The sequence below is a fragment of the Lachnoclostridium edouardi genome (assembly GCF_900240245.1).
In the GTDB taxonomy this organism is placed as follows: Bacteria; Bacillota; Clostridia; order Lachnospirales; family Lachnospiraceae; genus Lachnoclostridium_A; species Lachnoclostridium_A edouardi.
Genome location: NZ_OESQ01000001.1, coordinates 254,554 through 278,831 on the forward strand (window position 1 = coordinate 254,554; position 24,278 = coordinate 278,831).

Sequence of the window (24,278 nt, forward strand, 5' to 3'; positions counted from 1 at the left end):
ACTCCTAGGTGAATGATAGGATGACTGAAACGGATCTTTAGATTCTCTCATATATTGATTTCCTTTCCCAACAATCTTCTATGTAAAAATGGATATTTTTTCAGTATTCATACATATACGGTATGAATTATACTGAATAATATCTGGACTGTCAATATATATAGGAAAATGTTGGGAAGAAATCAATCTCAATTATTGCAGATAAGGCATAACGAAATTTGTCCACAGCCAGCTGCAAGGCATAACCAACGCCATGGCCGGAATCATATCTGCAATAGGAAAGGATTTCAAATTCAGCATACGAAATCCTGTAGCCAACAGCAGCACGCCGCCGCAAGCTTTAAAATCATTTATCATTGTGGAAGAGGCCATTGGATAAATCATTCCGGAAAAGAAAAACAAAATAAGGAAAACTATCATTTGTAAAACAGCAACCACAGATACAGCAGGCCCCAGCTGACATGCAAAAATAAGAGCAGAGAAAAAATCCATAATTGATTTTGAAAGCAAAATCGTGTGGTTCCCTGTCATGCCTGAGTCTATACAGCCATAAATACCTGTACCACTTGCGCAGAACAGTACAATCACTGTCACAAGTAAGGTGGAATTTTCAGTATTGGTTTCACCTTTATCTGTCTTAGATAAATGAGAAATAACTTTCTGTATCACGACGGCAGCTTTATTAATCAACTCTCCTAAATGGACAACAATCCCCAATGCAGTGCCTACAATAACAGAGAAAATAACTGCTGGCATATTTTCCATCAGCACAATAGCATTAATCCCCATAGTCATAGCGCATATACCAAATATACCTGTCAGCTCTGTTTTAAATTGCCCGCTTAACTTATGGCCAGCTGCCGCGCCTAAAAGTCCGCCGCCGGCAACTGCCATTATGTTAATTAATACTCCTGTAGGAAACATATATACTCCTTACAGTAAAAGACTTCTCAATGCCTGAACCAGCATTTTTTCACCTGTTTCATATTCGTCTCTTCGCTGAATCAAAAATCCGTGAGCGCTGTTCATAAAACGTTTTGCATAAACGGGAACTCCCAACTTCATTAAACGGTCTGCAAAAGCAGCGTCCTCGTCGCAAAAAACATCTGAATCACAATACATCACAACAGTAGGCGGCTCCTTTGAAAGCAGTTCGTCCGGAGCCAAAAGAGGGCTGGCGAAAATATCTTTCATATCTTCAGGTTCCATATACATCTTATTATAAAATTCCATTTTCCACACAGGTATTTTAGGATTAGAATCGCAGTTTCTTTTAGAAAGCGTAGGCTCCGACATGTCTACAGGCGCATAGTCGATGCTTTGAAGAGCCGGCACAAACTTTTTTTCCTGGATCGCTTTTAAAACAAGTCCCGCCGTAAGACTTCCGCCGGCGCTGTGGCCTCCTACAGCAATTTTATCCACATTTATGTTCCATTCTTCTCCATGTTCTGCCATATACTGAAGAACATCAAAGCCTGCATACAGCTGGCCCGGATAACGCATGGCAGGAGCAGGAATATAGTCTACATCTGCCAGAGCAACTCCTGCTTTGCTGCAAATATTGCGGCAGAATACAATATCCTGATCCCTTCTTCCCTTTAAAAAACCGCCGCCGTGAAAATTGATGAAAAGGGGCAGTTTCTTTTCTTCACCGCCTTCAGGCCAGTACATATGAACTAACGTTTTTCCCACTCTAGTTTCAATTTCCATATCCCATTCTTTTCCCACGTGATACTGATTCAGCATTTCCTGGGGAAGACTTCTTCCTGCTCCTCCCAGGCGAATTTCATCTACCAGCTTTTGTTCCTCAGCCGTTAAGCTTATTTCTTTCCATATTTTTTCACTCATCTTCATTCTCCGTTTTCTATTTTTACAATACTTAAATTCAAACTGTACCACTGAGTCCTTTCCGGATTTAAAACTCTGGCAGGGCTGTTGTGAGAGGCCAGAATACAATTCATATCCTGAACCAGCTGGTCCGTATATCCAGGTTTTAAATTCAGCCATTTTTCATGGTGCATAGGCACCATAAGAAGAGCCTTACTTTTCTCCAGGTAGCTGCTCCACTGACCGGCTACGTCATATTCTGTATCTGAGCTGTGAAGCTTGTTCCGCAGAATCATCTGAGGATGATATTGTTCAAATATTTTATAATCTCCGTCTACATCCCCTCCTACAAATGCAACTGATATATTTTCATCTGTCTGTAAAATAAAATTCATGTTAAACAAGCATCCCCAGGCTGAAATCTCCTGCATTTCTTCAGGAAAATCTGTCATCATACGCTCTCTCTCCACATAAATTGACCCTTTCGCCGGATGATGAGTTCCGTGAAAGGTAATAAGTTGGAAGCCAGGAAAATAATAAGTCCCGTTTAAATCCACAGGATAAATATCCGTCAAGGTCAGCTTTGTTTTCTTGGCTAACTCCATAGTCATAGCAGACTGCACAATTACTTTTGAATGAAATTTAGCTGCAATTTCTTCTAATTGGAGAATGTGATCTCCATGAGTGTGATTTAAAATAATATAGTCTGCCCCCTCAATATCCTCTGGTGAAAAAGGAGTCTGAATCTCATATGCTTTTCTCATATTTTCTGACAATCCTGCCTGATTGCTTACAGAAGGCATAAACGGATCTGTGAGAATATGGATTCCATTTGGCAGCTGAATTTCAAAACACTGCCCGTTAATCCAGCGGAATTTCATTGCTTTAGATGAAACTGTTTCATTCATAAAAAATACTCCTCCTTATTTTTAATAAAGCACGGAAAATACAATACCTGCCAGGACAAGCACAAGTCCTCCTCCTAATCTGGAAGAAATGGCGGCATAGCTCATCAGTTCCATACGATTTGCGGCTCCAAGGACAACAAGGTCGCCTCCGCCGCCTCTGTTCGCCATGCAAAGACCTGCTGTAATAGCAGAATCCACCGGATAAAATCCCACAAACCATCCACAGATTGCAGTTCCTACTACGGCTCCTATTACAACTGCCAGACAAATTGCAAGATTCTGAAGGCTGATGGCTCCAACAAATTCTCCCCAGTCAGTCATAACAATTCCTATACCTGCAAATCCCATAGCTCCTAATGGCCTGGAAATAAAACGTGTAAATGTTTTAATACCGCTTTTATTTTCCGGAGGAATCAGCTTAAATATATTAGCCAACGCAAGAAATACTACGAAATATGCATACTGGTGGATTGGTATCCCGGCAATATCCGGAAGCAGAACCTTTGCAAAAATAAGCGATACAGCATAAATTACTCCTACATATCCAATAGTACTTGCAATGTCCGACATAGTTGCTTTTGGCAGCTCATCCTCTTTATCTCCACCATCGTCTCCGGCGCTTTTTCTCATCAGCTGGGTTCCGTCTCCAGTTGACCATTTTAACTTATTTCCTATACCGTTAAGTAATGCTCCCACAATAATGCAAAGAGTGTTTGCCAGCGTGAGAATGGCAAGGGCCGCCGAATAATAACCATCCTTATTGCCTCCAGTTACCTGCTCATAAATCTGGCTCATAGGAATAGCGCCTGCTCCGTTTCCTCCGCCCATAATAGGCAGCACATAAAATGTCATTAATTCCGGAATAGAATAGCCCATAATCATTCCTGCTCCGATTCCAAATATAGCCGCGGTCACAATACCGACACAGACTGTAGGTATGTAGCGAACAAGAGAACGAATTAATGTTTTCCTTTCAATCATAAGCAGGGAACCTGCCATCAGCATACAAATATATAAGGTCTGCCAGCTGATTGTATCGTAAAATAAAACCGCAGATTCTACATATTGTTCCGGTATCATATCCATATAAACCATCCAGGACGGAAACATAATAGCCAACATAGCGCCTCCGCCTATCCATTTGTTAAAAATCGGAATACGGTCGCCGATTTCATAAAGAATTCCTCCTAAAAGAGCAAGATAAACCATTGTCGACAGCACATCACTGCCTAGTCCTCCTGTTCCCATGGCAAATGCAACGATTACAAACATGATTAAATACATTGGAAGCTTAATTCCCATAATCTTAAAATCATTTAATTTCCCCATAAATAAAATCCCTCCTGAAATATTTGTATTTACTTTGCCACAGGTTCCGGGCCCTGAAACCATGTTTTTATGTTAATATTATTATAATAAAAATAAAACTTGATAAGCAATTCTCATATATATATAATTAATTCAGAAATAGAATAAAAAAGCGAGGGAAATACAAATGAATATAGAAGATATAAGAGAATTTTATGTACTTTCTGTCACTAACAGTTTTAGTGAAACAGCAGAACAGCTATTTACCACTCAAAGTAGTATTTCCAAACATTTAAAGCGGCTGGAGGATGAAATTGGAACGCCGCTTTTTACCAGAACCAGCAGAAAAGTAAAACTAAACGAAGCAGGAAAAGTATTTTTTACTTATGCAGAGAAGTTTTTAAGCCTGCAGGACGAGCTTGTGCAAGCTATGTCAGAACATGTGACCCCCTCCCTTTCCACACTGAATATTGCAGTATTTTCCTCTATGTCGCTTTATGAAATTCCGGAATTAATCACTGCCTTTCACCAGGAATATCCCTTTGTCAGCACACGACTGATAGAGGCCCGTGTAGACAATATGATATCTATGTTAATGGACGGAACATGTAATGTAGCCTTTTTCCGTGAAGGATCTTCTATTCCTTTAGACAGTATTGAAAAAATTCCTTTTTACACCGACAAAGTCACAGCTGTTATGGGCAAAGGACATTCATATGAAGCCTTTGACACAATTCCTCTGAAAAAACTGGCGGAAGCTCCAATTTTGGCAGCCGGAACTAATAATAATTTGTATAAATCCATTGTAACTGCCTTGAAAAAGACTGGAAAACAACCGAATTTTATATACCTGGGACACAGCTATGACAATATCCTCGGGCTGGCGAAGCAGGGCGCTGGTATTGCTTTAACCATTAATCAGTCTGCAAAAGCTCTCCCTGCAGATACCTTTTCCATCCGTCCGCTTTCCCCGGAAATCACCAGCAATATTTATGTACTTTACAGAAAAGACCAAAAGCTTTCCCCACAGGTGAAAAATTTTATTCGGTTTGTGAAAAATATAAATTAAAATAGCGAGGAAAAATCTTCGCTTTTTTAACCATATGTATTTAAACACTTTCCCACTACTTCCTGTCCCTGCTGGAGAAAATGTTTCAACAGCTGTCCCAATTCTGATGGATACCCGTCTTTCAGCGGGAAACAAATGGTACGTAATAAACAAGCGGCTTTAATTCTTTTAATAATTCAATGTTCTCCTTTCCCTTTCTGAAATAATTTTAACATATTGTACAATAGGCAATCTGCCTATTCCTATATGACAATCACCATTGAGAATTACTAGCTCCTATTCCTAACGCTGTATTTGCCATAATTTGACCTCCTTGTATATTTTTTGATATGTAAAAGATCGGAAAATGTTTTTAAGGAATTGCCATAACTGAGTAAATTCGCTTACTCAACTTGAAGTGATTTTAGACGGTAAAAGACAGTATTTCCCACTTACCGATTTTAGAACAGAAAAAAGACTCTGAAATCCTTATAAGCACTAAAACTATTAGTGGTTACAGAGCTTTCAGAGCCTTATATTGTTAGAATTTCAGCTTTTGCTTATTGACCCATCTGTTTTGCAACTTCAGCAGCAAAATCTTCGTTCTTTTTCTCTAAGCCTTCGCCTGTCTCAAAACGAATAAACTTCTTGATTGCAATTTTTGCATTATTAGCTTTTGCAACTTCAGCAACGTAGCTCGCTACGCTTTGCTTTCCGTCCTCAGCCTTAACATATACCTGATCTAACAGACAGATTTCTTTCAATTCTTTCTTAATTCTTCCTGCAACCATACCGCTGATAATCTTATCATTTGCGTCTGGTTTTTCATTCTTAGCAGCAGCTGTGAGAATTTCTCTCTCTTTTTCCAGATATTCAGCATCTACTTCAGCTTCGCTTGTGTAAAGTGGTTTTAAAGCTGCAGCCTGCATAGCTACGTTTCTTGCCATTTCTTTTACAGCGTCATTTACTACGTCCGTCTCAACATCAACCAGAACGCCGATTTTTCCACCTGCATGGATGTAAGAAGCTACAAATCCGTTAGCCTCCTCCATCTGCTCAAATCTTCTGATGTTCATGTTTTCGCCGATTACGGAAATCTGTGCTGCAAGAGCTTCTTTAACAGTTACAGAAGTATCTTTTGCCCATGGTTCTGCCATAAAAGCATCCATATCTGCTGCTGTTGTGTCTAAAGCCTGAGCTGCAACATCAGCAACATATGAACGGAATTTCTCATTTTTTGCAACGAAGTCTGTCTCTGCATTTACTTCAACTACAACTGCCTTCTTATCATCATCAGAAACCACTGTGTAAACAATACCTTCTGCTGCAATACGTCCAGCTTTCTTCTGTGCTGTTGCCAGTCCTTTTTCTCTTAAAAACTCAACTGCTTTATCCATATCGCCTTCTGTTGCTGCAAGAGCTTTCTTGCAGTCCATCATTCCGGCACCTGTAACTTCTCTTAATTCTTTTACCATTGCTGCAGTAATTGCTGCCATGTCTGTTCCCTCCATAATTTTATATTTTTTGTTTCAATTTAGATGCAATTTTCTTTGAAATTGAAAATGCTTCAACCTGCAACACACAGGCTGAAGCATTAAAATTCAGGATTATTCCTCTACTGGCTGCTCAGCCTCTGCTTCAAAGATTTCAGCTCCTGCTTCCAGCTCTCCGTCTACAGTAGCTTCACCCTGGTTTGCTTCGATTACTGCATCTGCCATCTTAGCTACGATCAGCTTAACGGCTCTGATTGCGTCGTCGTTTCCAGGAATTACATAATCCAGCTCTTCTGGATCACAGTTTGTATCAGCAATGCCGATTAACGGGATTCCTAATGTATGAGCTTCCTGTACACAGATTCTCTCTTTCTTAGGATCTACTACGAAAATAGCGTCTGGGATTCTCTTCATATCTTTAATTCCGCCCAGGTTCTTCTCTAATTTCTCCCACTCTTTCTTTAAAGCAATAACTTCCTTCTTTGGCAGTACATCAAATGTGCCGTCCTCAGACATAGCCTCGATTTCTTTCAGTCTGCCGATTCTGGACTGGATTGTTTTAAAGTTTGTAAGCATTCCGCCCAGCCATCTTTCATTTACAAAATACATTCCGCAACGCTCTGCCTCTGTTTTGATTGCATCCTGAGCCTGCTTCTTTGTTCCTACAAAAAGAATTGTGCCGCCTTCTCCGGCAATATCAGAAATTGCCTTATAAGCCTCGTCAACTTTTCCTACAGATTTCTGTAAGTCAATGATATAAATACCATTTCTCTCTGTGTAGATGTATGGAGCCATCTTAGGGTTCCATCTTCTTGTCTGGTGTCCGAAATGTACACCTGCTTCCAAAAGCTGTTTCATTGAAATAACGCTCATGTCTTTACCTCCATTTGGTTTTTCTTCCGCCTGTATCTCTTATTTCCGAAATGACCTGCTATTTACATGGCAGGCACCCACTTCTGGAATCAACAGACGTGATTTTTATTCAGCTTTTCTAATATATCATAAGACTTGTTTCCTTGCAAGCCTTTTCTTAAAAACATATAAAAAAGAAACCTCTTATAGATTAAACAAGCGTACTGCTTTGTGTTTAAACTATAAGAGGATATTTTGAGCTATGTTATTTTACTTTGCAGCGGCTTTTATATTTTTCAGCTCATCAAAAACCACATCGTTCAGCACCTTTATATATGTTCCCTTCATTCCGGAAGAACGAGATTCAATTACCCCGGCGCTTTCAAACTTGCGAAGGGCGTTTACAATTACAGAGCGGGTAATTCCTACTCTGTCAGCAATCTTACTTGCCACGAGAATGCCTTCATTACCGTCCAGCTCCTCAAAAATATGGGTAATAGCCTCCAGCTCTGAAAAAGATAATGTCCCGATTGCAGATTTTACAATCTGTATTTTTCTTGTCTCCTCTGCATTTTCCTCATTTACAGAACGCATCATTTCAAGTCCCACAACTGTAGTGCCGTACTCGCTGAGAATAATGTCATCAATATCATACTGAGAATCTGATTTGTAAATAAACAAAGTTCCCAATCGTTCACCTGCAATGTCTAAAGGAGTAATAATGGCCTGATACTTTTTCACATTTTCCTCTGCAAAACCTAACGTAGCAAGGTTTACATTCTCTTTTGTGGAAAGAATACTTAACAGGCGTTCATTTAACATAGGATCTACATATCCGCCTACCTGATCAGCAATCAGCTCCTCGATCTCATCTACTCCGTCACATATGCTGACTCCTAATACTTTCCCTTTTTTGCTGATGACCAAAATATTAGATAACAAAATTTCACTCAGGACTCTGCAAATATCATTGAACACAACTTTATGGGAATTATTGTTATGCAATAACTTGTTGATTTTCCTGGTTTTATCCAATAATTGTACACTCATATCTGAAACCTCCTTGTTTTATTTGACAACCGTTTTAAGATCCCACACATATATAGTTAGCATAACACGATTGTGCAATAATAACAAGAGTTTTTCAAAGTTTTTGGAATTTTATGAAATTTCTTTCTTTTCCTTTGGGTTCATGCTGTGACCACAATGCTCATTAGAGCACAGCAGCTTACTTCCCTTTTCCACCATATAACTGCCGCATTCTGGACATTTCTCAGTGGACGGCTTTTGCCAGGACATAAACTCACACTCCGGATTATTGGAGCAGCCATAATATTTTCTGCCTTTTTTAGTTTTTTTAATAACCACGTCTCCGCCGCACAGAGGACAGGGCACTCCTATTTTTTCTAAATACGGCTTAGTGTTTTTACATTCCGGGAATCCTGGACATGCCAAAAACTTTCCATGAGGTCCGTATTTCACAACCATATTTCTGCCGCACAGTTCGCAGATTTCATCTGTTACCTCGTCTGCAATAGTAACTGTTTCCAATTCCTTTTCTGCCTTCTCCACAGCTTCGTGAAGATCTGGGTAAAAGTTTCTTACAACAGTCTTCCACTGTACCGTGCCGTCTCCTACTTTATCCAGCAAATATTCCAGATTAGCAGTAAAAGTAACATCTACAATACTGGTAAAGCACTGCTTCATAATGCGGTTTACTGCATCTCCCAGCTCTGTTACATAAAGATTTCTGTTTTCTTTAGCCACATACCGTCTTGCAATAATAGTGGTAATCGTAGGGGCATAGGTACTTGGACGTCCGATTCCCTGTTCCTCCATGGCTTTTACCAGGGAAGCTTCCGTATAGTGTGCCGGAGGCTGAGTAAAGTGCTGGCTATAATCTAAATGGTCTAAAGGAAGTACATCTCCCTTTTCCAGATTGCCAAACAGCAGATTGGTTTCCTCTTTCTCATCCTCCTGAACATAAACTGACATGAAACCGTCAAAGGTTAATTTAGAAGCAGACAATGTGAACTGATAATCGCCTGCCTTTATTTTTATTGAAGTAGTCTCATATACGGCCGGCTGCATACGGCTGGCTGTAAATCTTTTCCAGATCAGCTGATATAAGCGAAATAAATCTTTGGATAAGGACTCTTTAATAATAACAGGTGTAAGGGTTATATCTGTGGGACGAATGGCCTCGTGGGCGTCCTGAATTTTCCCTGTTCCCTTTTTTGTCTTTTCACCTTTTGCTACATACTGGCTTCCGTATGTTTTATCAATATATTCTTTTGCTGCTGCATCAGCCTCATCTGCTACTCTTGTGGAGTCTGTTCTTAAATAGGTAATTAAACCTACAGTACCGTGGCCCTGTACATCTACACCTTCATACAGCTGCTGAGCTAAACGCATAGTTTTTTGAGTAGAAAAGTTTAAGACCTTAGAGGCCTCCTGCTGAAGAGTACTTGTGGTAAAAGGAATCGGAGCCTTTTTTACTCTCTCCCCCTTTTTCACATCATCTACCACATATGATACATTCTCCAAATCTTTTAAAATTTGATCTAACTCTTCTTTATTTCTGATAACCTTTTTATCTTTTCCTTTTCCGTAGAACTTAGCAATCAGATTTTTTTTCTTTCCCTCAGCCTTCAGATTAGCCTCTAAATTCCAATATTCTTCTGGGATAAATGCATTGATTTCGTCCTCTCTGTCGCAAATCATTCTCAGCGCAACTGACTGAACACGTCCTGCACTTAATCCTCTTTTCACCTTTTCCCATAACAGGGGGCTGATACTGTAGCCCACAATTCTGTCCAGAATTCTTCTGGTCTGCTGGGCATCCACCAGGTTCATATCAATTTCCCTAGGTGATTTTAATGAGGACTTTACTGCATTTTTCGTAATCTCATTAAAACTGATACGGTAAACCTTTTTATCTTTCATCTCATCCAGCTTTAAAGCTTTCATCAAATGCCATGAAATTGCCTCCCCTTCACGGTCAGGGTCAGTTGCAAGATAAATTTTATCTGCTTTTTTCACTTCCTTGCGAAGCTTAGCCAGGATTTCGCCTTTTCCTCTTATTGTAATATATTTTGGTTCATAATCATTTTCTGTGTCAATGCCCATTTGGCTTTTTGGTAAATCTCTTACATGTCCATTGGAGGCATCCACTATATAGCTGGAACCCAAAAACTTCTTTATTGTTTTTACTTTTGCCGGTGATTCTACAATCACTAAATAATTTGCCATTTCTACCTCACACTCGCAACTTTTTTTCATAGTAATGGCCGACAGCCCGGATATATCCCGCTCTTTCTAGCTGAAAAAGAGCGCTCATACAAGTTCCAACAGGGATCCCGCTTTCGGCTACAACCTCTTCCAAAGATTTTGGTTGTAAATCGAGGCAACTATACACCATTTTCTCTATATTTGCAAGTCCCTTTATATTTTTTTCATTTTCTCTTAACATTTCTCCTTTTTGAAAACCTAATGCTTCCAAAATCTGTTCCGGGGATGTTACACACATTCCGCCCCATTGAATTAGCTTATTACAGCCTGCACTTAATTCATCTATCATTCTCCCCGGCAAGGCAAAAATTTCCTTTCCCTGTTCCAACGCCAATTCTGCTGTTATTAAAGATCCGCTTTTTTCTTTTGCCTCCACAACCAGCACTCCATCTGCCAACCCGCTGATAATTCGGTTTCTCATTGGAAACTGATAAGGGTACGGCCTGACGCCTGGACCGTATTCGGAAATAACCCCTCCATCTTCCATAATTTTCATAAACAACTGAAGATTTTCTCTAGGATAACAGCAGTCAATACCGCTTCCCAAAACTGCAAATGTGGCAGTTTTTCCAGATAAAGCCCCTTTGTGGCTCCAACTGTCTATTCCTCTGGCTAAACCGCTGATTACCTGAACTCCACAGTCTGATAATACTTTAGAAAAGCTTTCCGCAGTTTGTCTTCCATAACTGCTGCAGTTTCTGGTACCTACTACTGCGACAGTTTTTTTCTCTAATAAGGGCAATGCTCCCCGTATATATAATGTCATAGGGTAATCGTAAATATTCCTTAATTTTTCCGGATACTGACTATCATAAGGAGTAATAAACTTTATTCCTCTTTCTTCCAGTCTATGATACTCTTCCCCCATTTCTCCTAATTTTTTCTTTCCCTTTAAAATTGTCTCTGCTGTTCCTATATTTCCTAATATGGCTTTTAGTTGTTTTTCTTCCATATTATAGATATTTTGAAAGCTGCCTGCTTTATCTCTTATTTTTCTTAAAGATATTGGTCCTATGCCTGGCAGTCTGGACAGCCAATATAAGTATAATTTTTCCTTATCCATTATAAAATTCCTCCCCAATACTTTTCCTCCATTTTTCTGTAACCTGCCGCTTCACATAGATGATGGCTTTTTATCTGCTCCTCTCCTTCCAAATCAGCAATAGTTCTGGCCACTTTTAACACTTTGTCGCAGCCTCTTGTGCTGAGGCTGGCTCTATTAAACAGCTGGAAAAGAAAATCTTCCTCTTCTTTTCCAAGCATACAATACTTCTCTATTTCCTTTTTCCCCATTTGACAGTTAAAATAAATAGCCTCCTTTTTAAATCTATGTTTTTGTATTTCGGCTGCAGTCTCCACCCTTTTTCGTATTGCTGCTGAAGATTCTGAAACTGATTTATTTCTAATAGAAGAGAAAACCGGCGGAGCTGCCTCTGCACAAATATCAATTCTGTCCCATATTGGCTTTGAAATTTTAGATAAATACTTTCTGATCTGGCTGTCTGTACATCTGCATCTAGTTTTGTCCGGATAGAATCCACATGGGCAAGGATTAATTGCCGCCACAATCATAGTATCTGCCGGAAAGCTGCAGGAACCGTTTAATCTGGAAATATTTACTGCCCTGTCCTCCATAGGCTGCCTGAGAAGCTCTAACACACTGTGCTGAAATTCTGTCATTTCGTCTAAAAATAATACTCCTCCTGAAGCTAGGGATATTTCTCCCGGCCTGGGAGTATTGCCACCTCCAATAAATGCCTGAGGCGTTATGGTATGGTGAGGACTTCGGAAAGGTCTGGACGTAATTAAGGGCATTCCCTCCTTTAGCATACCGCAGACGCTGTAAACCTTTGATATTTCAAGGCTTTCTTCTTTAGTCAGGCTGGGAAGTATAGTGGGAATTCTTTTTGCAATCATACTTTTTCCTGTACCTGCAGCTCCGGCCAGCAAAATATTATGCCTTCCGGCAGCCCCTATTTCTACTGCCCGCCGCATCACAAGCTGTCCCCGAACCTGGCTGAAATCACAGTCAGAATTTTCACTTACCCTTTCTTCACACTCCTCTTGCCTAACATCTACTTTTATTTTTTCCGGACAATTTAAAAGCTCTACTAATTCTTTTAAATATCTTACTCCTATCACGGTACAGCCTTCAGCCAATTTTCCTTCCTTTATATTTTCCTCTGGGAGAAAACAAAAGCGTATGCCCTGATCTCTGGCAGCCATTACCATGGGGAGTACGCCGTGTATTCCCTTAATTCTTCCGTCTAACCCTAGCTCTCCTGCAATCCATACATGGTTTAAGGCCTCCTGGGTAATCACCCCAAAAGCTGCTAACACTGCTATGGCCACAGGCAGATCAAAAGCAGTGCCCGCCTTCCGCACATCTGCAGGAGATAAGTTCACTGTTATTTTTCTGGCTAAAAGCTGAAAACCGGAATTTTTCATCGCTGTCTGAACCCTATCCCTGGCTTCTTTTACCTCTGACGACAAATACCCTACCATAGAAAAGCCTGGCAGACCGCCGCTGACATCCGCCTCTACACCGACCAGGTAGCCCTCTATTCCTAAAATACCACCGCTATTTACTTTACTGAACAAATTTTTCTTTCCACTCCTTTTTAAGCCAAAATGCATTTTCTGAAAAAATTGTAATATTTATAAAAAGTTCCTCATAACAACAAAAGAATCTATATTGAAACTCTGTGCAGATGCGCACCTGAATCTCCGGTGAAAACCGGGAAATAAGATAAATTGAAATTTAGTTTCGCGGATTCTAAAGCCTTAAATACGCTTTAGAATCCACTGAGCCAGATCATTATAAACTTGAATCCTATTTTTTTCGTTTAATATTTCATGGCGGCAATTAGAATATAAAATCATAGAAATATCTTTTCCGCCATATTTTTTCATCTGTGTGTAAACACGTTCTACTCCCTTTCCCTTATCTCCAACAGGATCATCACATCCTGAGGCTAATAAAACAGAAAGATCTGAGGGACACTTTTTTCTTACTATTCTCTTTTTCAAATCAATCAAAATATTTAAAAAATCCTCATATGCAGAACATGTGAAATGAAATCTGCACATGGAATCTTTTACATATTCTGATACCTTTTCCTCATCACATGACAGCCAATCACTAGCAGTTTTTACAGGGCGAAAACTTTTTCCAAATCTTCCAAGCATTAGATCCTCAAACAAAACGCTTCGATACATTTTCCCTTTTATCTTTCCTGTGAAGGAAACTATAGCTAATCCTGCCAACAGCAAAGCGTAAGGCTTCTCCCCCGTCCCAGTGAGAATAATACCTTTTTCCTGATTTGGATATACAGAAATATAACGTCTAAGCAAAAAAGACCCCATGCTGTGACCCATGAGAAAACATGGGGTATCTGGATACCACCGGGAAATTACATATCTTATTCTGCGAATGTCCCGAATCAGATAATTTCCGCCATGGTTTTCTCCAAAAAAGCCATAATTCTCTTTTAAACTGCTTTTTCCATGTCCCAAATGGTCATGGCCAATCACAGCAATTCCCCGCTTTGCTAAGTATATCGCAAACTCCTCATATCTCCCTATATGTTCCAGCATACCGTGAGAAATATGAAGGACAGCAAAAACTGCGCCCTTTGGTTCCCATCTGACTATATAAAGTTTGCTTTTACCATCGCTGGATAAAATCCTATATTCTTTTTTTACTACAGTCATATTATATATCACCTTATTTTTGAAATTCTGTCATATATGTCCTGTATCTAAGAGGAAGCATATTTCTCTGACATTTTGGGTTCTCTCTTTCTTTTATATTAATACTGTGAAAGAAACTTGTCCACAATTCTTCAAAATTTTGGCTTTCCTCTGCTCTTTTTAATTTGGTGCTCCATTGATTGTCCTGAGGGTAAACGATCAGCCATCCCCTGCCAGACTGATGAACTGCTGCTTTTTCTCTTATTTTGTCATACAAAATCCAGTTTTCCTCAGGCAGTCTGTCTGCAAAATGTCTGGCAACTAAAACTAAGACATCATTTTTAGGTCCTATAACACCATAAAGCGTCCCTTCCATTTGAGTAAATCTGGTAAAGCCTGTAAGCAGATGGGCCTCGTGAGTCAAGTGGCGGCACATCTCAAATATATGAAATACCGCTGGAAGCTGCAGCATATCTTTTACCTTACTGCCATTTTGAAAGCCTGCAATTAGAAATCTGTATATTTTGTCAGCCCGTTTATCATCCATACTGAGAGAGGCTTCATAAATCATCTCATATGCATCTTCTGAAATCCTTTTTCTCACTGATTCAACTACTTGATCAGCAATCTCTCTTATAGTCTCAACCTCTTTATACTGAGTAAAAAGTTCTGGTACATATGTGTCTTTAAATTCCAATCTGACATTATCATGTCCCAGCCGGCTCATAAACCCACAATATACGCCGCATAAGATCCCTTCAAAATCCTGGGCGCACAGAAATACAGTCATCCTATGCCCTCCTATATACTGCCTGAAACAGTCATAGCCAAGTCCTCCATAGCTGGAGGAACCGTCATATGATAATCGTCAAAAAGAGACATCTGGCGGTATATATTGTGATGCTCTATATCCCATACCTGCCTTTTCTCTTCTCCGATTATCATTCTTGTGATCACATCCTGATCCATTTTTACAGGATACATCATACGGCCTTTACAAGTAATAAAATAAGCGGCTCTTTTTAATACTACTCCCATTTTTTTCAGATCCTGAAAATCCAAAGCCCCCTGCCGCCTGGCGGCAACAATACGCCTGACAGACTTTACTCCCATACCAGGAACTCTGAGAAGAGTATAATAATCAGCTATATTCACTTCCACTGGAAACTGCTCTAAATGTCCTATAGCCCAGTCGCACTTAGGGTCTAATAATACATTAAAATTAGGCCTATCCTCCGACAGCAGCTCTCCTGCCTGAAAGCCATAATATCTTAAAAGCCAATCCGCCTGGTATAAACGATGCTCCCGCAAAAGAGGCGGACCGGAAGGAAGGGCTGGAAGCAGGCTGTCATCATTAACTCTGACAAAGGCTGAGTAAAATACTCTCTTTAAATCATATTTTTTATAAAGGGCTTCTGCTACAGTTATCATATGATAATCGCTTTCCGGCGTAGCCCCTACAATCATCTGAGTACTTTGCCCTGCAGGTACAAAGGAGGAAGAACGATTATAAACAGCAAGCTCTTGCTTCCCCGCTGCAATACCTTTTTGAATCTGACGCATTGGAAGCAGTATCTTGTCCCTGGATTTCCCTGGAGCCAGTCTTTTTAATCCTTCTGCTGTAGGCAGCTCCAGATTGATACTCATTCTGTCAGCCAAATATCCTGTTTTTTCAATCAGCGCAGGATCAGCTCCGGGAATCGCCTTTACATGAATATAGCCTCTAAAATGAAATTCACGGCGCAGCTTGTACAATGTCTGATAAATTAAATCCATAGTGAAATCCGGGCTGTACAAAATGCCGGAGCTGAGAAAAAGACCTTCTATATAATTTCTTCTGTAAAACTCCATAGTCAAAGTACAAACCTCTTCCGGAGTAAAGGAAGTCCTGACTACATCATTAGAGCGCCTGTTAATACAATATTTGCAGTCATGGATACATTGGTTTGTAAACAAAATCTTCAGAAGAGAAATACATCTGCCGTCAGCAGCAAAACTATGACAAATTCCGCAGGCTGAAGTACTTCCTGTGCTTCCCTTTTTTCCTCTTCTGTTTATACCGCTAGAAGTACAGGCTACATCATATTTAGCTGCATCTGTAAGAATCTCCAGCTTTTGCTTTATACTTAATTCCTCTTGAATCAACATATTTACACCGCCATTCAGAACATTTGTTCTGTTTTTAGTGTAACATATAGAAATCAGAATTGCAAGAGGAAATCGAAAATATGTTCGATTTCCTCTTTTCCCCTAAAGCTGCTGCCTTTCAAATTCCTCCTTCATTTTTTCCAACGCTTTTTTTTCAATTCGGCTTACATAGGAACGGGAGATTCCAAGCTGGGCTGCAATCTCCCGTTGGGTGTGTTCCTTTTTGCCAAATAAACCATACCGCATACTAATCACCAGCTTTTCATTTTCCTTTAGACACTGCTCGTAAGCCTCATAAAGCTCCTTTACATCCTGGGTGAAAATAATGGAATCTAAAACCTCTTTGTTTTCCATTTCAATAACATCTACCAAGCTTACTGTCTCCCCGTCTTTATCTACGCCGATAGGTTCAAAAAGGGAAACCTCTCTGGAATGCTTTTTATTTGCCCGAAACAGCATAAGGATCTCATTTGCTATCCTCTCCTTGCGGAAACAACAGACATTCCTGTGAGCCGGTGAAAAAAACATGAATATTTTTGCCGTCCCACACCACCTTTTCTATTAATAGTCTTAAAAACCTTCGTTTTTGTTCCACGCTCATAAGATCCAGCCAATTTTTTAAAGAGGCAAGCGCTTGTGCCTGAAAGCTCAGCTCCTCCTGTGACCACTGCCGCCATGCAGATTGTTGCTCTAAAATAGACAGCTGCTTATTTAATTCTTCTACCTTCCCATGTACAGTTTCAATCTGCCGAATAATATAATCTTCTGCCAAGGAACCTTTCGCCTTTCCCAGGGCAGATATTAAAGACTGTATCTCATCCTCATTATTCTTTTTCTCAGCAGTCAATTTCTCCATTTCAAAAAATCCGGCAGCCTTATTTGCCCGCAGCTTCGTCTCTCCTTTTTCTATTAGTTTCATTAAAACAACAGCATCTTCATTTAAAGTTTTTAATTTTTCTATGATTTCGCAATCCAATTTATTTCCGTTAAGATTTTGCGCATGGCACAAACTGCCTTGACTTCTTTCCTTCATGGCGCATAAATAAGAGTATGTAAACTCTCCTTTTTCATTTTTTCTTCCAGAGAGCTTTGGCCGCATATAACTGCCGCAATTTTGACAAATTAAAAGTCCGGATAACAGGGCTACATTGCTTCTGGGCTTTCTGTAGTTTTTGGATTTATTCATTCCCAAAAGCTGTTGTACCTGAATCCATTTCTTTCCCTCTATAACTCCGCAATGCTTTCCCACAGCTACTATCCATTCCTCCATAGGCCGTATTTTCTGGGACTTCCCCTGCTGCTGCAGTGTACGGTTGTATGCCATAATCCCGTGTACACCGTCAAAGCTTTGTTCTTCTGAAAATAAATCTACCTTATTCTCAGATAAATAGTGAAACGAATCTCTATCTGCTATCATATATACAGGATTGGACAAGATTCCTTTAATTGCAAATCTGCTAAATTGATTTCCCTTTTTGGTCTTATATCTGTTTTTTAAAAGATAGGCATCTGTTTTTGTTAACGAACCTGTCTCCAAAAACTTGTCATATATAACCTTTACTGTTTCTATTTCCTCAGGTATGATTTGCAGCTGACAGGCTTTTTTCTTCTTGCCGTCAACGGTTATATATTCCACACTTTCTGACTTATATCCAGTAGGGGTAGTGCCGCCCAGCCACCGTCCCGTTTTAGCCAGTTCATGCATATTGTCTCTGATACGTTCAGCAATAGTCTCCCTTTCCAGCTGGGAAAACACAGAAGAAATAAACATCATAGCGCGGCCCATGGGAGAGGAAGTATCAAACTGCTCTTTAATAGAGATAAAATCAATGTTTCTGCTGTCCAGTTCCCTGATTAAGCCGGCAAAATCTCCAATATTTCTGCTGATTCTATCCAGCCGGTATACAACAATCGCCTGAAAGTGTGTCTGTTGGCTGTCACACATCATTTTTTTAAATTGTGGTCGGTCTAAGGTTCCTCCAGAGAAACCTTCATCCTCATAAACTAAGGACTGCTTCGCAGCCTGAGGGCCAAAATGCAACTGAATATATTGCCGGCACATTTCCACCTGGTTTTCTATACTTTCACCTTTTCCCGTGAATTTAGATTTCCTTGAATAAATAACAATAGGCCCGGATTGCTCTTTCACCGTTGTCCTCCAACTTGTTTTTACTATTTTAATCCAAAGCCTTTCCATATATGAATATTTTCAATATGAATTCACAAGGTCTTCCACGAGTGCTACTCTTTTTTATATAAAGTGTGTAAATACTCTTTTTTCAGTTTCAGGAAGCCCGTATTTTTCCTTTCCCAAGGCAATGCTTTTTATTAAAAAAGCCATGTTTCTCGCCAACACGCGCATAGTTTGAAGCCCCTCTTCATCCTGCAGCGCTTCTCCCTGGTTTCGCCCATGCACACTATTCCAGTACTGACTGGAAGCTACAGGCATTCCTGTAATAGTAAAATACTTATTTAGCTGATCAAACGTAGCTGAACATCCGCCTCTTCGCGCTACTGCTATGCTGGCCCCCACTTTCATTGTCTTATCAAAAGATGTACTGTAAAATAATCTGTCCAGACATGCAGTCAAAGTGGCGTTTGCAGAGCTGTAATACACAGGGCTGGCTACTACAAGACCATCTGACTCCTGCAGCTTTAAAGCCAGCTGATTCACTTCATCATTAAATACGCATCGGCCTTTATCCTTACAAAATCCACATGCAACACAGCCTCTTATATCTTTACTTCCAATTTGTACTATCTCTGTCTCTATTCCCTCCTGAATTAATATCTTTTCCATTTCTTTTAAAGCAATAGAAGTGTTTCCCTCTTTTCTTGGGCTTCCATTAATCATTAATACTTTCATTTTTTCCTCCTAATACCTTTTGATTTTTAATATATAAGCTATAGCCCTATTATATAATCCAGAACACGGTGACAGTCAACGGTGTTTTTCTTCATTGACAAATTATTTATAAATGTTTATAATTTTTTATATTACACTCGTAAGAATTGGGGGATTGCAATGAAACAGCTGCCGCAGATTTCTGAAGCTGAATATGAAATTATGAAATTAATCTGGAGGGAGGCTCCTATCAGTACCAACCAGGTTACAGATTACTTAACGCAAAGGACTCAGTGGAGCCCAAAAACAATACAAACCCTGCTTAAAAGGCTGACTCAAAAAGGAGTGCTGTCTTACACGAAAGAAGGGCGTATGTTTGTCTATACCTATTTAATTCAGGAGTCTGAATACTTAAAGCAGGAAAATACCCATTTTCTAAACAGATTTTATAATGGAAATATTTCTTCTATGTTGACTAATTTTATTAAAAGCGATCAGATATCTAAAACAGAATTGGAAGATTTAAAGACCTTATTATTGGGAGACGAAAAAAATGAATCTTAGCCCCTTTATTTCTATTTTATCTCGTCGAATGACTTTTGGCTTTTGGATAATTTCCTTTTTTGTTCTTCTTATTTTTGGGATTAAATATTTACTAAAAAGCCGGTTATCCCTAAAAGCTCAATATTACCTGTGGTTTCCTTTATTAATTGCCTTAATGGCCCCTTTTAGTCCATCAGGCTTTGGAAATCCAGGTAATATTTCTTCCATATTTTTTCTCTTGAAAAATAGAGCTGTTCGTGAAATACAAGCAGGATTTTCCCATTCCTCTAATATTTCCGCCCCATCAGATATTCCTGCACTTCAGGACTTTTCTTTATCCCTGACCAGAGAAGGAGGGACAGAACTTTACACTGTCTTTTTCTGGGTATGGATCTTAGGAATTATATTTATGGGGACAATTACACTTTATTCTGTGCTCAAAATCAATCTGCTGAAACAAGCTTCTCTTCCCCTGGAAAACAAAAAGCTTTTAAGGGTTTACAATTCCTGCCAGAAGGAGCTGCATATAAAACATAATATTCCTGTTTTTACTACAGCATTTTTAAAAACCCCTGTAACGGCAGGTTTTATAAAACCTTATATTATTCTGCCTTTATCTGCCGTAACCCAGATGTCAGAAAAAGAAATACGCTACATTTTTCTCCATGAACTGACTCACTGTAAACATATGGACCCATTTATTAATTATGTGGCCTGCTTGGCGCAAATTGTTTACTGGTTTCACCCTGGAGTATGGCTGGCCCTGAAATCTATGCGCAGAGACTGCGAGTCTGCTTGTGACGGAGCTGTCCTTTCACATTTAAATCAACAGGACTATATTTCCTATGGCTCTGCTTTGCTTCATTATGTAGCGGAAATATCAGGTCTTCCCTACTCTCCTGCCTCTGGTATGGGGGCCCCTGTGAACCAATTAAAAAAGCGGATTCTAATTATTAAAAATTATACCGGAGAATCCAGGGAAAAGCATAAACGAAGCGTTGCCGTTTTAATTGCAGTTACAGTTTTGATTGTTTCTTTTTCTCCTGTTATATCATCCAATGCATCCATCAGTAATCATTACCAGTTTACTGATGAAAATATTATTGCTGAAGATTACAGTTCATTTTTTAATCATTATACAGGAAGCTTTGTAGTTTATGACAGCAATGCAAACAAGTATCATATATATAATCAAAATTTGGCCGGCCTTAGGGTATCTCCAAATTCTACCTATAAAATTTACAGCGCTTTAGCTGCCCTGGAGAGCCATGTGATTACGCCAGATTCACACTCTCGCCTATGGAATGGCACAAACTATCCTTTTAAAGCATGGAATCAAGATCAAACCCTTTCCTCTGCCATGAAAAATTCTGTTAACTGGTATTTTACATCACTGGATGAAGAAAATGGTCTAATTTCTCTGCAAAAATTTTTATCCCATATAAACTATGGAAATCAAGATCTTTCAGGAGGAATCGGCCAGTACTGGCTGGAGTCTACCTTGAAAATATCTCCCATGGAGCAAGTGCAGCTGTTAACAAAGCTTCAAAATCAAACGCTTCCATTTAACCAGGAAAATATAGAAGCAGTAAAGCGCTCTCTTCTGTTGTCCTCCAACGACTCCTTTTCATTATATGGCAAAACCGGAACAGGTATAGTCAATGAAAAGATTGTCAACAGTTGGTTTATTGGATTTTTAGAAACAAAGGATAATGTTTATGTATTTGCCGCAAATCTCCAGGGAGAAAATGCCGGGGACAGTTTAGAGGCAGGACAGATTACTCTGAATATTCTGGAAAACTGCTTTCTTTCTCAGGATTTGGAGACAGCTCTGTAATAGGGCTGTTTTCCAGTTCCTGACCGTGTTTTTCAGCACATTCTCCTGGCAAATCGTATTGAGTGTCGTCAGAACTTCCCTCTTTCTCATCTATCATCAGAAATACTTTAGACTGCCGGTTTAAGCAGTACGGTCCGGCTAACTTTCCCGAATCTGTACATACCTCCGCTTTTATATGCCTGTCACACTGTTCTTTTGGCTCTGTTCCCTGAACAAAATATTCATTGTATACAGCAGTGCCTCTCGGATCATTTTCACACGTATCATCTAAAGCCAGCTTCCCCGACTTTCTGCATATAGGAATGCTGACAATCCCCTCCGGCGTGGGAAAACCAATATCCTTTTTATCATTGTGAACCTGCTCCATAATTTTTCTCCAAATATTTTTGTGAAAAGATGTTTCCCCTGATATAACCTGATTTTTGTCATTTCCACTCCAAATTCCTGCAGTATAATAAGGAGTAAAGCCCACAAACCAAATATCTTTATTGCTGGTGGTGGTGCCGCTTTTTCCTCCGCAGGACATGAAGGGCAGATTGGCCTTAACCCCCAGAGAATTTACAGATACATTGGAAAATCGCCTGCTGCTTTTCATTCCATCAGATAAGGCATCCGTAAGTAAAAATGATGTTGTTTCTTTTAAAGCTCTGTAGGATTTAGGCTTGTTTTCCAAAAGAATACGCCCATTGTGATCTGTAACCTTTGTAAAAAGCACAGGCTCCGTATAAATTCCCTTATTGGCTATAGCTGCATAGGCGGCTGTTAATTCCAGGTTTGATACGCCGTCAGTAAGCCCTCCTAAGGCTGCAGACGCATAATGATCATTTTCTGTTAAAGTATGTATTCCTAATTTTTCTGCGTAGGAAATTCCCAGATCAGGAGAAACTGTTTCCATTAAACAGCGGACTGCTACAATGTTCATAGAATATACTATTCCCTCTCTGATATTTGCATATCCTGTAAAATTATTATACCAATTTCTAAAGCTTTTATCGCCTACCCTATACGGGCCGTCATAATACACAGTTGCCAGACTGGCCTTTCCCGTATCTAAAGCAGGTGCAAAGGAGGTAAGCACCTTAAATGTAGAACCTGGCTGTCTGAGAGTATCTGTGGCCCTGTTTAAAGTTCTGTTTCCCTGTTTTTCTCCCCACCCTCCGCATAAAGCCTTTACTTGGCCGGTAGATTGTTCTATCAGCACAAAAGAAATCTGAGGCTGGGGAATATAGCTTAAATACTCTCCTGCTATTTGATCCCCCTCCTTTATTACATGTTCCTTAAACTCTTTAATAATGATGTTTATTTCCTCTGTCCCTGAATATAATTTTTTAGCCTTCCCGCCTTTTTCCGTGAAAAATTTTTCTACATCTGACTCTGAATAATGAACGGTTAAGCCGTCATTTTGTTTCACAGACAGCCGGTACTCCATATCCCATAAGGTTTCTGAATAATTATCCGGATTATTAATTTCCTGGTCTGCAATCTGCTGTATTTTACTATCCTGAGTAGTATAAATAGACAATCCTCCTCCGTACACCATATTCTTAGCCTTTGTTTCCGAATATCCAAGATCAGACACCAGTTTATTTTCTACCTGCTTAATGACTTCATCTGTAAAATAAGTATATTTATGAGAATCAGACTCCACCTGTCTGTTTACTTCCTGAATTCTGTCATATACATGATCTTTGGCAGCCTCTTTATATTCTGCCTCTGAAATCATATGAAAAGACAGCATATGGTCCAGAATTTTCAGACGGCGTTCCCTGTTTGCCTCTGCTCCTGTAATAGGATTTAAGTGGGAAGGATTTTTCGTAATTCCAGCCAGCACAGTACATTCTGACAAGGTCAAATCCTTCAGTTCTTTATTAAAATATCTTCTGGCCGCCACCTTTACCCCTAAAGTATTAGATCCTAAATTAATGGTATTGAGATAATTAGTCATAATTACCTTTTTGTCCATAACCTTTGTCAGGGAAACTGCCAGATACCATTCTTGTATTTTCCTTTTTACCCTATCTCCAAATGTTTTTTCCATCCCGCCCTGAAACACAGTATTCTTAATTAGCTGCTGGGTGATTGTGCTGCCTCCTCCTGCAGATGAATCCCCGGTTACTACTCCTTTTGCCCCACGGATAATGCCTTTAATGTCGATTCCTTTATTATTCCAAAAGCTGTTATCCTCAACAGCAATAAAAGCATTGAGCAGATCTTCTGGAATTTCCTCGTATACAGCCTCCTCCCTGTTGCTCCCTGCCATCACAAGCCGCTCCGTTTCCCTGCCGTCACAATCATATAAAATAGAAGCAAAGCCCTGGGGACGGAAATCGTAATTTTCAATATCTGGAGCCTCCCTCACAATTTTATAGATAATACCGGCTCCTATCATCATTAAAACAGCTGCAACAATCAATAAAGTGGGAATGAATCCCTTTAAAAACAGGCGAAGGCTGTTAAATATTCTGCCTGCCATCTAATCACCTCC

At 39.6% G+C, this 24,278-nt stretch carries 19 protein-coding genes and 1 pseudogene; 3 read left to right on the forward strand and 17 right to left on the reverse strand.

Annotated elements, in window-relative coordinates:
• Window positions 1-192 precede the first annotated feature (192 nt).
• From C1A07_RS01200 to C1A07_RS01215, 4 genes are read right to left on the reverse strand one after another with little or no spacing between them, the layout of a single operon-like run.
• Window positions 193-924 (reverse strand): DUF554 domain-containing protein, encoded by a 732-nt coding sequence (locus C1A07_RS01200; protein ID WP_101875489.1) that lies wholly within the window; start codon window positions 922-924, stop codon window positions 193-195.
• 9 nt (window positions 925-933) lie between these two features.
• The gene (locus C1A07_RS01205; protein WP_180952143.1) at window positions 934-1,848 is read right to left on the reverse strand and encodes an alpha/beta hydrolase; all 915 of its coding nucleotides are present in this window, start codon (window positions 1,846-1,848) and stop codon (window positions 934-936) included.
• Between the two features lie 2 nt (window positions 1,849-1,850).
• Window positions 1,851-2,735 carry an MBL fold metallo-hydrolase gene (locus tag C1A07_RS01210; protein WP_101875491.1) on the reverse strand — a complete coding sequence of 295 codons (885 nt, stop codon included), beginning with the start codon at window positions 2,733-2,735 and terminating at the stop codon, window positions 1,851-1,853.
• A 21-nt stretch (window positions 2,736-2,756) separates the two neighbouring features.
• Window positions 2,757-4,064 carry a 2-hydroxycarboxylate transporter family protein gene (locus C1A07_RS01215; RefSeq protein ID WP_180952144.1) on the reverse strand — a complete coding sequence of 436 codons (1,308 nt, stop codon included), beginning with the start codon at window positions 4,062-4,064 and terminating at the stop codon, window positions 2,757-2,759.
• Between the two features lie 166 nt (window positions 4,065-4,230).
• Here C1A07_RS01215 and C1A07_RS01220 point away from each other — a divergent pair, with 166 nt between their 5' ends.
• Window positions 4,231-5,112, forward strand: coding sequence for a LysR family transcriptional regulator (locus C1A07_RS01220; protein ID WP_101875493.1), 882 nt, complete (start codon window positions 4,231-4,233; stop codon window positions 5,110-5,112).
• Between the two features lie 539 nt (window positions 5,113-5,651).
• On the opposite strand, the gene tsf is transcribed toward C1A07_RS01220, so the two are convergent.
• From tsf to C1A07_RS01280, 12 genes and pseudogenes are all read right to left on the reverse strand, one after another.
• The gene (gene tsf, locus C1A07_RS01225; protein ID WP_101875494.1) at window positions 5,652-6,587 is read right to left on the reverse strand and encodes a translation elongation factor Ts; all 936 of its coding nucleotides are present in this window, start codon (window positions 6,585-6,587) and stop codon (window positions 5,652-5,654) included.
• Window positions 6,588-6,698: 111 nt separating this feature from the next.
• Window positions 6,699-7,457: a 30S ribosomal protein S2 gene (gene rpsB, locus C1A07_RS01230; RefSeq protein WP_101875495.1), complete on the reverse strand. Its 759-nt coding sequence runs from the start codon at window positions 7,455-7,457 to the stop codon at window positions 6,699-6,701.
• Window positions 7,458-7,706: 249 nt separating this feature from the next.
• Window positions 7,707-8,486, reverse strand: coding sequence for a GTP-sensing pleiotropic transcriptional regulator CodY (gene codY / locus C1A07_RS01235; RefSeq protein ID WP_101875496.1), 780 nt, complete (start codon window positions 8,484-8,486; stop codon window positions 7,707-7,709).
• Between the two features lie 111 nt (window positions 8,487-8,597).
• Window positions 8,598-10,688 (reverse strand): type I DNA topoisomerase, encoded by a 2,091-nt coding sequence (topA, locus tag C1A07_RS01240; RefSeq protein ID WP_101877992.1) that lies wholly within the window; start codon window positions 10,686-10,688, stop codon window positions 8,598-8,600.
• A 7-nt stretch (window positions 10,689-10,695) separates the two neighbouring features.
• Entirely contained in the window at window positions 10,696-11,790 is a 1,095-nt protein-coding gene (gene dprA, locus C1A07_RS01245) for a DNA-processing protein DprA (RefSeq protein WP_101875497.1), read from the reverse strand.
• Window positions 11,790-13,328: a YifB family Mg chelatase-like AAA ATPase gene (locus tag C1A07_RS01250; protein ID WP_101875498.1), complete on the reverse strand. Its 1,539-nt coding sequence runs from the start codon at window positions 13,326-13,328 to the stop codon at window positions 11,790-11,792. Before C1A07_RS01250 ends, dprA begins: the two co-directional genes overlap by 1 nt.
• A 183-nt stretch (window positions 13,329-13,511) precedes the next feature.
• Window positions 13,512-14,441 (reverse strand): alpha/beta fold hydrolase, encoded by a 930-nt coding sequence (locus tag C1A07_RS01255; RefSeq protein ID WP_101875499.1) that lies wholly within the window; start codon window positions 14,439-14,441, stop codon window positions 13,512-13,514.
• Window positions 14,442-14,454: 13 nt separating this feature from the next.
• The gene (locus tag C1A07_RS01260) at window positions 14,455-15,210 is read right to left on the reverse strand and encodes a TIGR03915 family putative DNA repair protein (protein ID WP_101875500.1); all 756 of its coding nucleotides are present in this window, start codon (window positions 15,208-15,210) and stop codon (window positions 14,455-14,457) included.
• Between the two features lie 11 nt (window positions 15,211-15,221).
• Window positions 15,222-16,568 carry a putative DNA modification/repair radical SAM protein gene (locus tag C1A07_RS01265; protein ID WP_101875501.1) on the reverse strand — a complete coding sequence of 449 codons (1,347 nt, stop codon included), beginning with the start codon at window positions 16,566-16,568 and terminating at the stop codon, window positions 15,222-15,224.
• Between the two features lie 102 nt (window positions 16,569-16,670).
• Window positions 16,671-17,045 (reverse strand): annotated as a pseudogene (locus tag C1A07_RS01270) (sigma-70 family RNA polymerase sigma factor); the annotation flags it as partial.
• Window positions 17,035-18,717, reverse strand: coding sequence for a recombinase family protein (locus tag C1A07_RS01275; RefSeq protein ID WP_101875503.1), 1,683 nt, complete (start codon window positions 18,715-18,717; stop codon window positions 17,035-17,037). The gene C1A07_RS01275 and the pseudogene C1A07_RS01270, both read right to left, overlap by 11 nt.
• 102 nt (window positions 18,718-18,819) lie before the next feature.
• Complete coding sequence (locus C1A07_RS01280; RefSeq protein ID WP_101875504.1) at window positions 18,820-19,434, reverse strand: flavodoxin family protein; 615 nt, start codon at window positions 19,432-19,434, stop codon at window positions 18,820-18,822.
• 159 nt (window positions 19,435-19,593) lie between these two features.
• Here C1A07_RS01280 and C1A07_RS01285 point away from each other — a divergent pair, with 159 nt between their 5' ends.
• Both C1A07_RS01285 and C1A07_RS01290 read left to right on the forward strand, forming a co-directional pair.
• Window positions 19,594-19,977 (forward strand): BlaI/MecI/CopY family transcriptional regulator, encoded by a 384-nt coding sequence (locus C1A07_RS01285; protein ID WP_101875505.1) that lies wholly within the window; start codon window positions 19,594-19,596, stop codon window positions 19,975-19,977.
• Between the two features lie 28 nt (window positions 19,978-20,005).
• Window positions 20,006-21,793 (forward strand): BlaR1 family beta-lactam sensor/signal transducer, encoded by a 1,788-nt coding sequence (locus C1A07_RS01290; protein WP_242972343.1) that lies wholly within the window; start codon window positions 20,006-20,008, stop codon window positions 21,791-21,793.
• Here the strand turns inward: C1A07_RS01290 and C1A07_RS01295 are convergent.
• A complete protein-coding gene (locus C1A07_RS01295; RefSeq protein ID WP_242972220.1) occupies window positions 21,735-24,266 on the reverse strand; it encodes a transglycosylase domain-containing protein in 2,532 nt (843 codons plus the stop codon). The two genes, C1A07_RS01290 and C1A07_RS01295, sit on opposite strands and share 59 nt — an antisense overlap.
• Window positions 24,267-24,278 lie beyond the last annotated feature (12 nt).

Excerpts from the sequence above, each read along its gene's own strand:
- C1A07_RS01200 (WP_101875489.1), bottom strand. The coding sequence starts at position 924 with ATGTTTCCTACAGGAGTATTAATTAACATAATGGCAGTTGCCGGCGGC.
- C1A07_RS01205 (WP_180952143.1), bottom strand. The coding sequence starts at position 1,848 with ATGAGTGAAAAAATATGGAAAGAAATAAGCTTAACGGCTGAGGAACAA.
- C1A07_RS01210 (WP_101875491.1), bottom strand. The coding sequence starts at position 2,735 with ATGAATGAAACAGTTTCATCTAAAGCAATGAAATTCCGCTGGATTAAC.
- C1A07_RS01215 (WP_180952144.1), bottom strand. The coding sequence starts at position 4,064 with ATGGGGAAATTAAATGATTTTAAGATTATGGGAATTAAGCTTCCAATG.
- C1A07_RS01220 (WP_101875493.1), top strand. The coding sequence starts at position 4,231 with ATGAATATAGAAGATATAAGAGAATTTTATGTACTTTCTGTCACTAAC.
- tsf (WP_101875494.1), bottom strand. The coding sequence starts at position 6,587 with ATGGCAGCAATTACTGCAGCAATGGTAAAAGAATTAAGAGAAGTTACA.
- rpsB (WP_101875495.1), bottom strand. The coding sequence starts at position 7,457 with ATGAGCGTTATTTCAATGAAACAGCTTTTGGAAGCAGGTGTACATTTC.
- codY (WP_101875496.1), bottom strand. The coding sequence starts at position 8,486 with ATGAGTGTACAATTATTGGATAAAACCAGGAAAATCAACAAGTTATTG.
- topA (WP_101877992.1), bottom strand. The coding sequence starts at position 10,688 with ATGGCAAATTATTTAGTGATTGTAGAATCACCGGCAAAAGTAAAAACA.
- dprA (WP_101875497.1), bottom strand. The coding sequence starts at position 11,790 with ATGGATAAGGAAAAATTATACTTATATTGGCTGTCCAGACTGCCAGGC.
- C1A07_RS01255 (WP_101875499.1), bottom strand. The coding sequence starts at position 14,441 with ATGACTGTAGTAAAAAAAGAATATAGGATTTTATCCAGCGATGGTAAA.
- C1A07_RS01260 (WP_101875500.1), bottom strand. The coding sequence starts at position 15,210 with ATGACTGTATTTCTGTGCGCCCAGGATTTTGAAGGGATCTTATGCGGC.
- C1A07_RS01265 (WP_101875501.1), bottom strand. The coding sequence starts at position 16,568 with ATGTTGATTCAAGAGGAATTAAGTATAAAGCAAAAGCTGGAGATTCTT.
- C1A07_RS01280 (WP_101875504.1), bottom strand. The coding sequence starts at position 19,434 with ATGAAAGTATTAATGATTAATGGAAGCCCAAGAAAAGAGGGAAACACT.
- C1A07_RS01285 (WP_101875505.1), top strand. The coding sequence starts at position 19,594 with ATGAAACAGCTGCCGCAGATTTCTGAAGCTGAATATGAAATTATGAAA.
- C1A07_RS01290 (WP_242972343.1), top strand. The coding sequence starts at position 20,006 with ATGACTTTTGGCTTTTGGATAATTTCCTTTTTTGTTCTTCTTATTTTT.
- C1A07_RS01295 (WP_242972220.1), bottom strand. The coding sequence starts at position 24,266 with ATGGCAGGCAGAATATTTAACAGCCTTCGCCTGTTTTTAAAGGGATTC.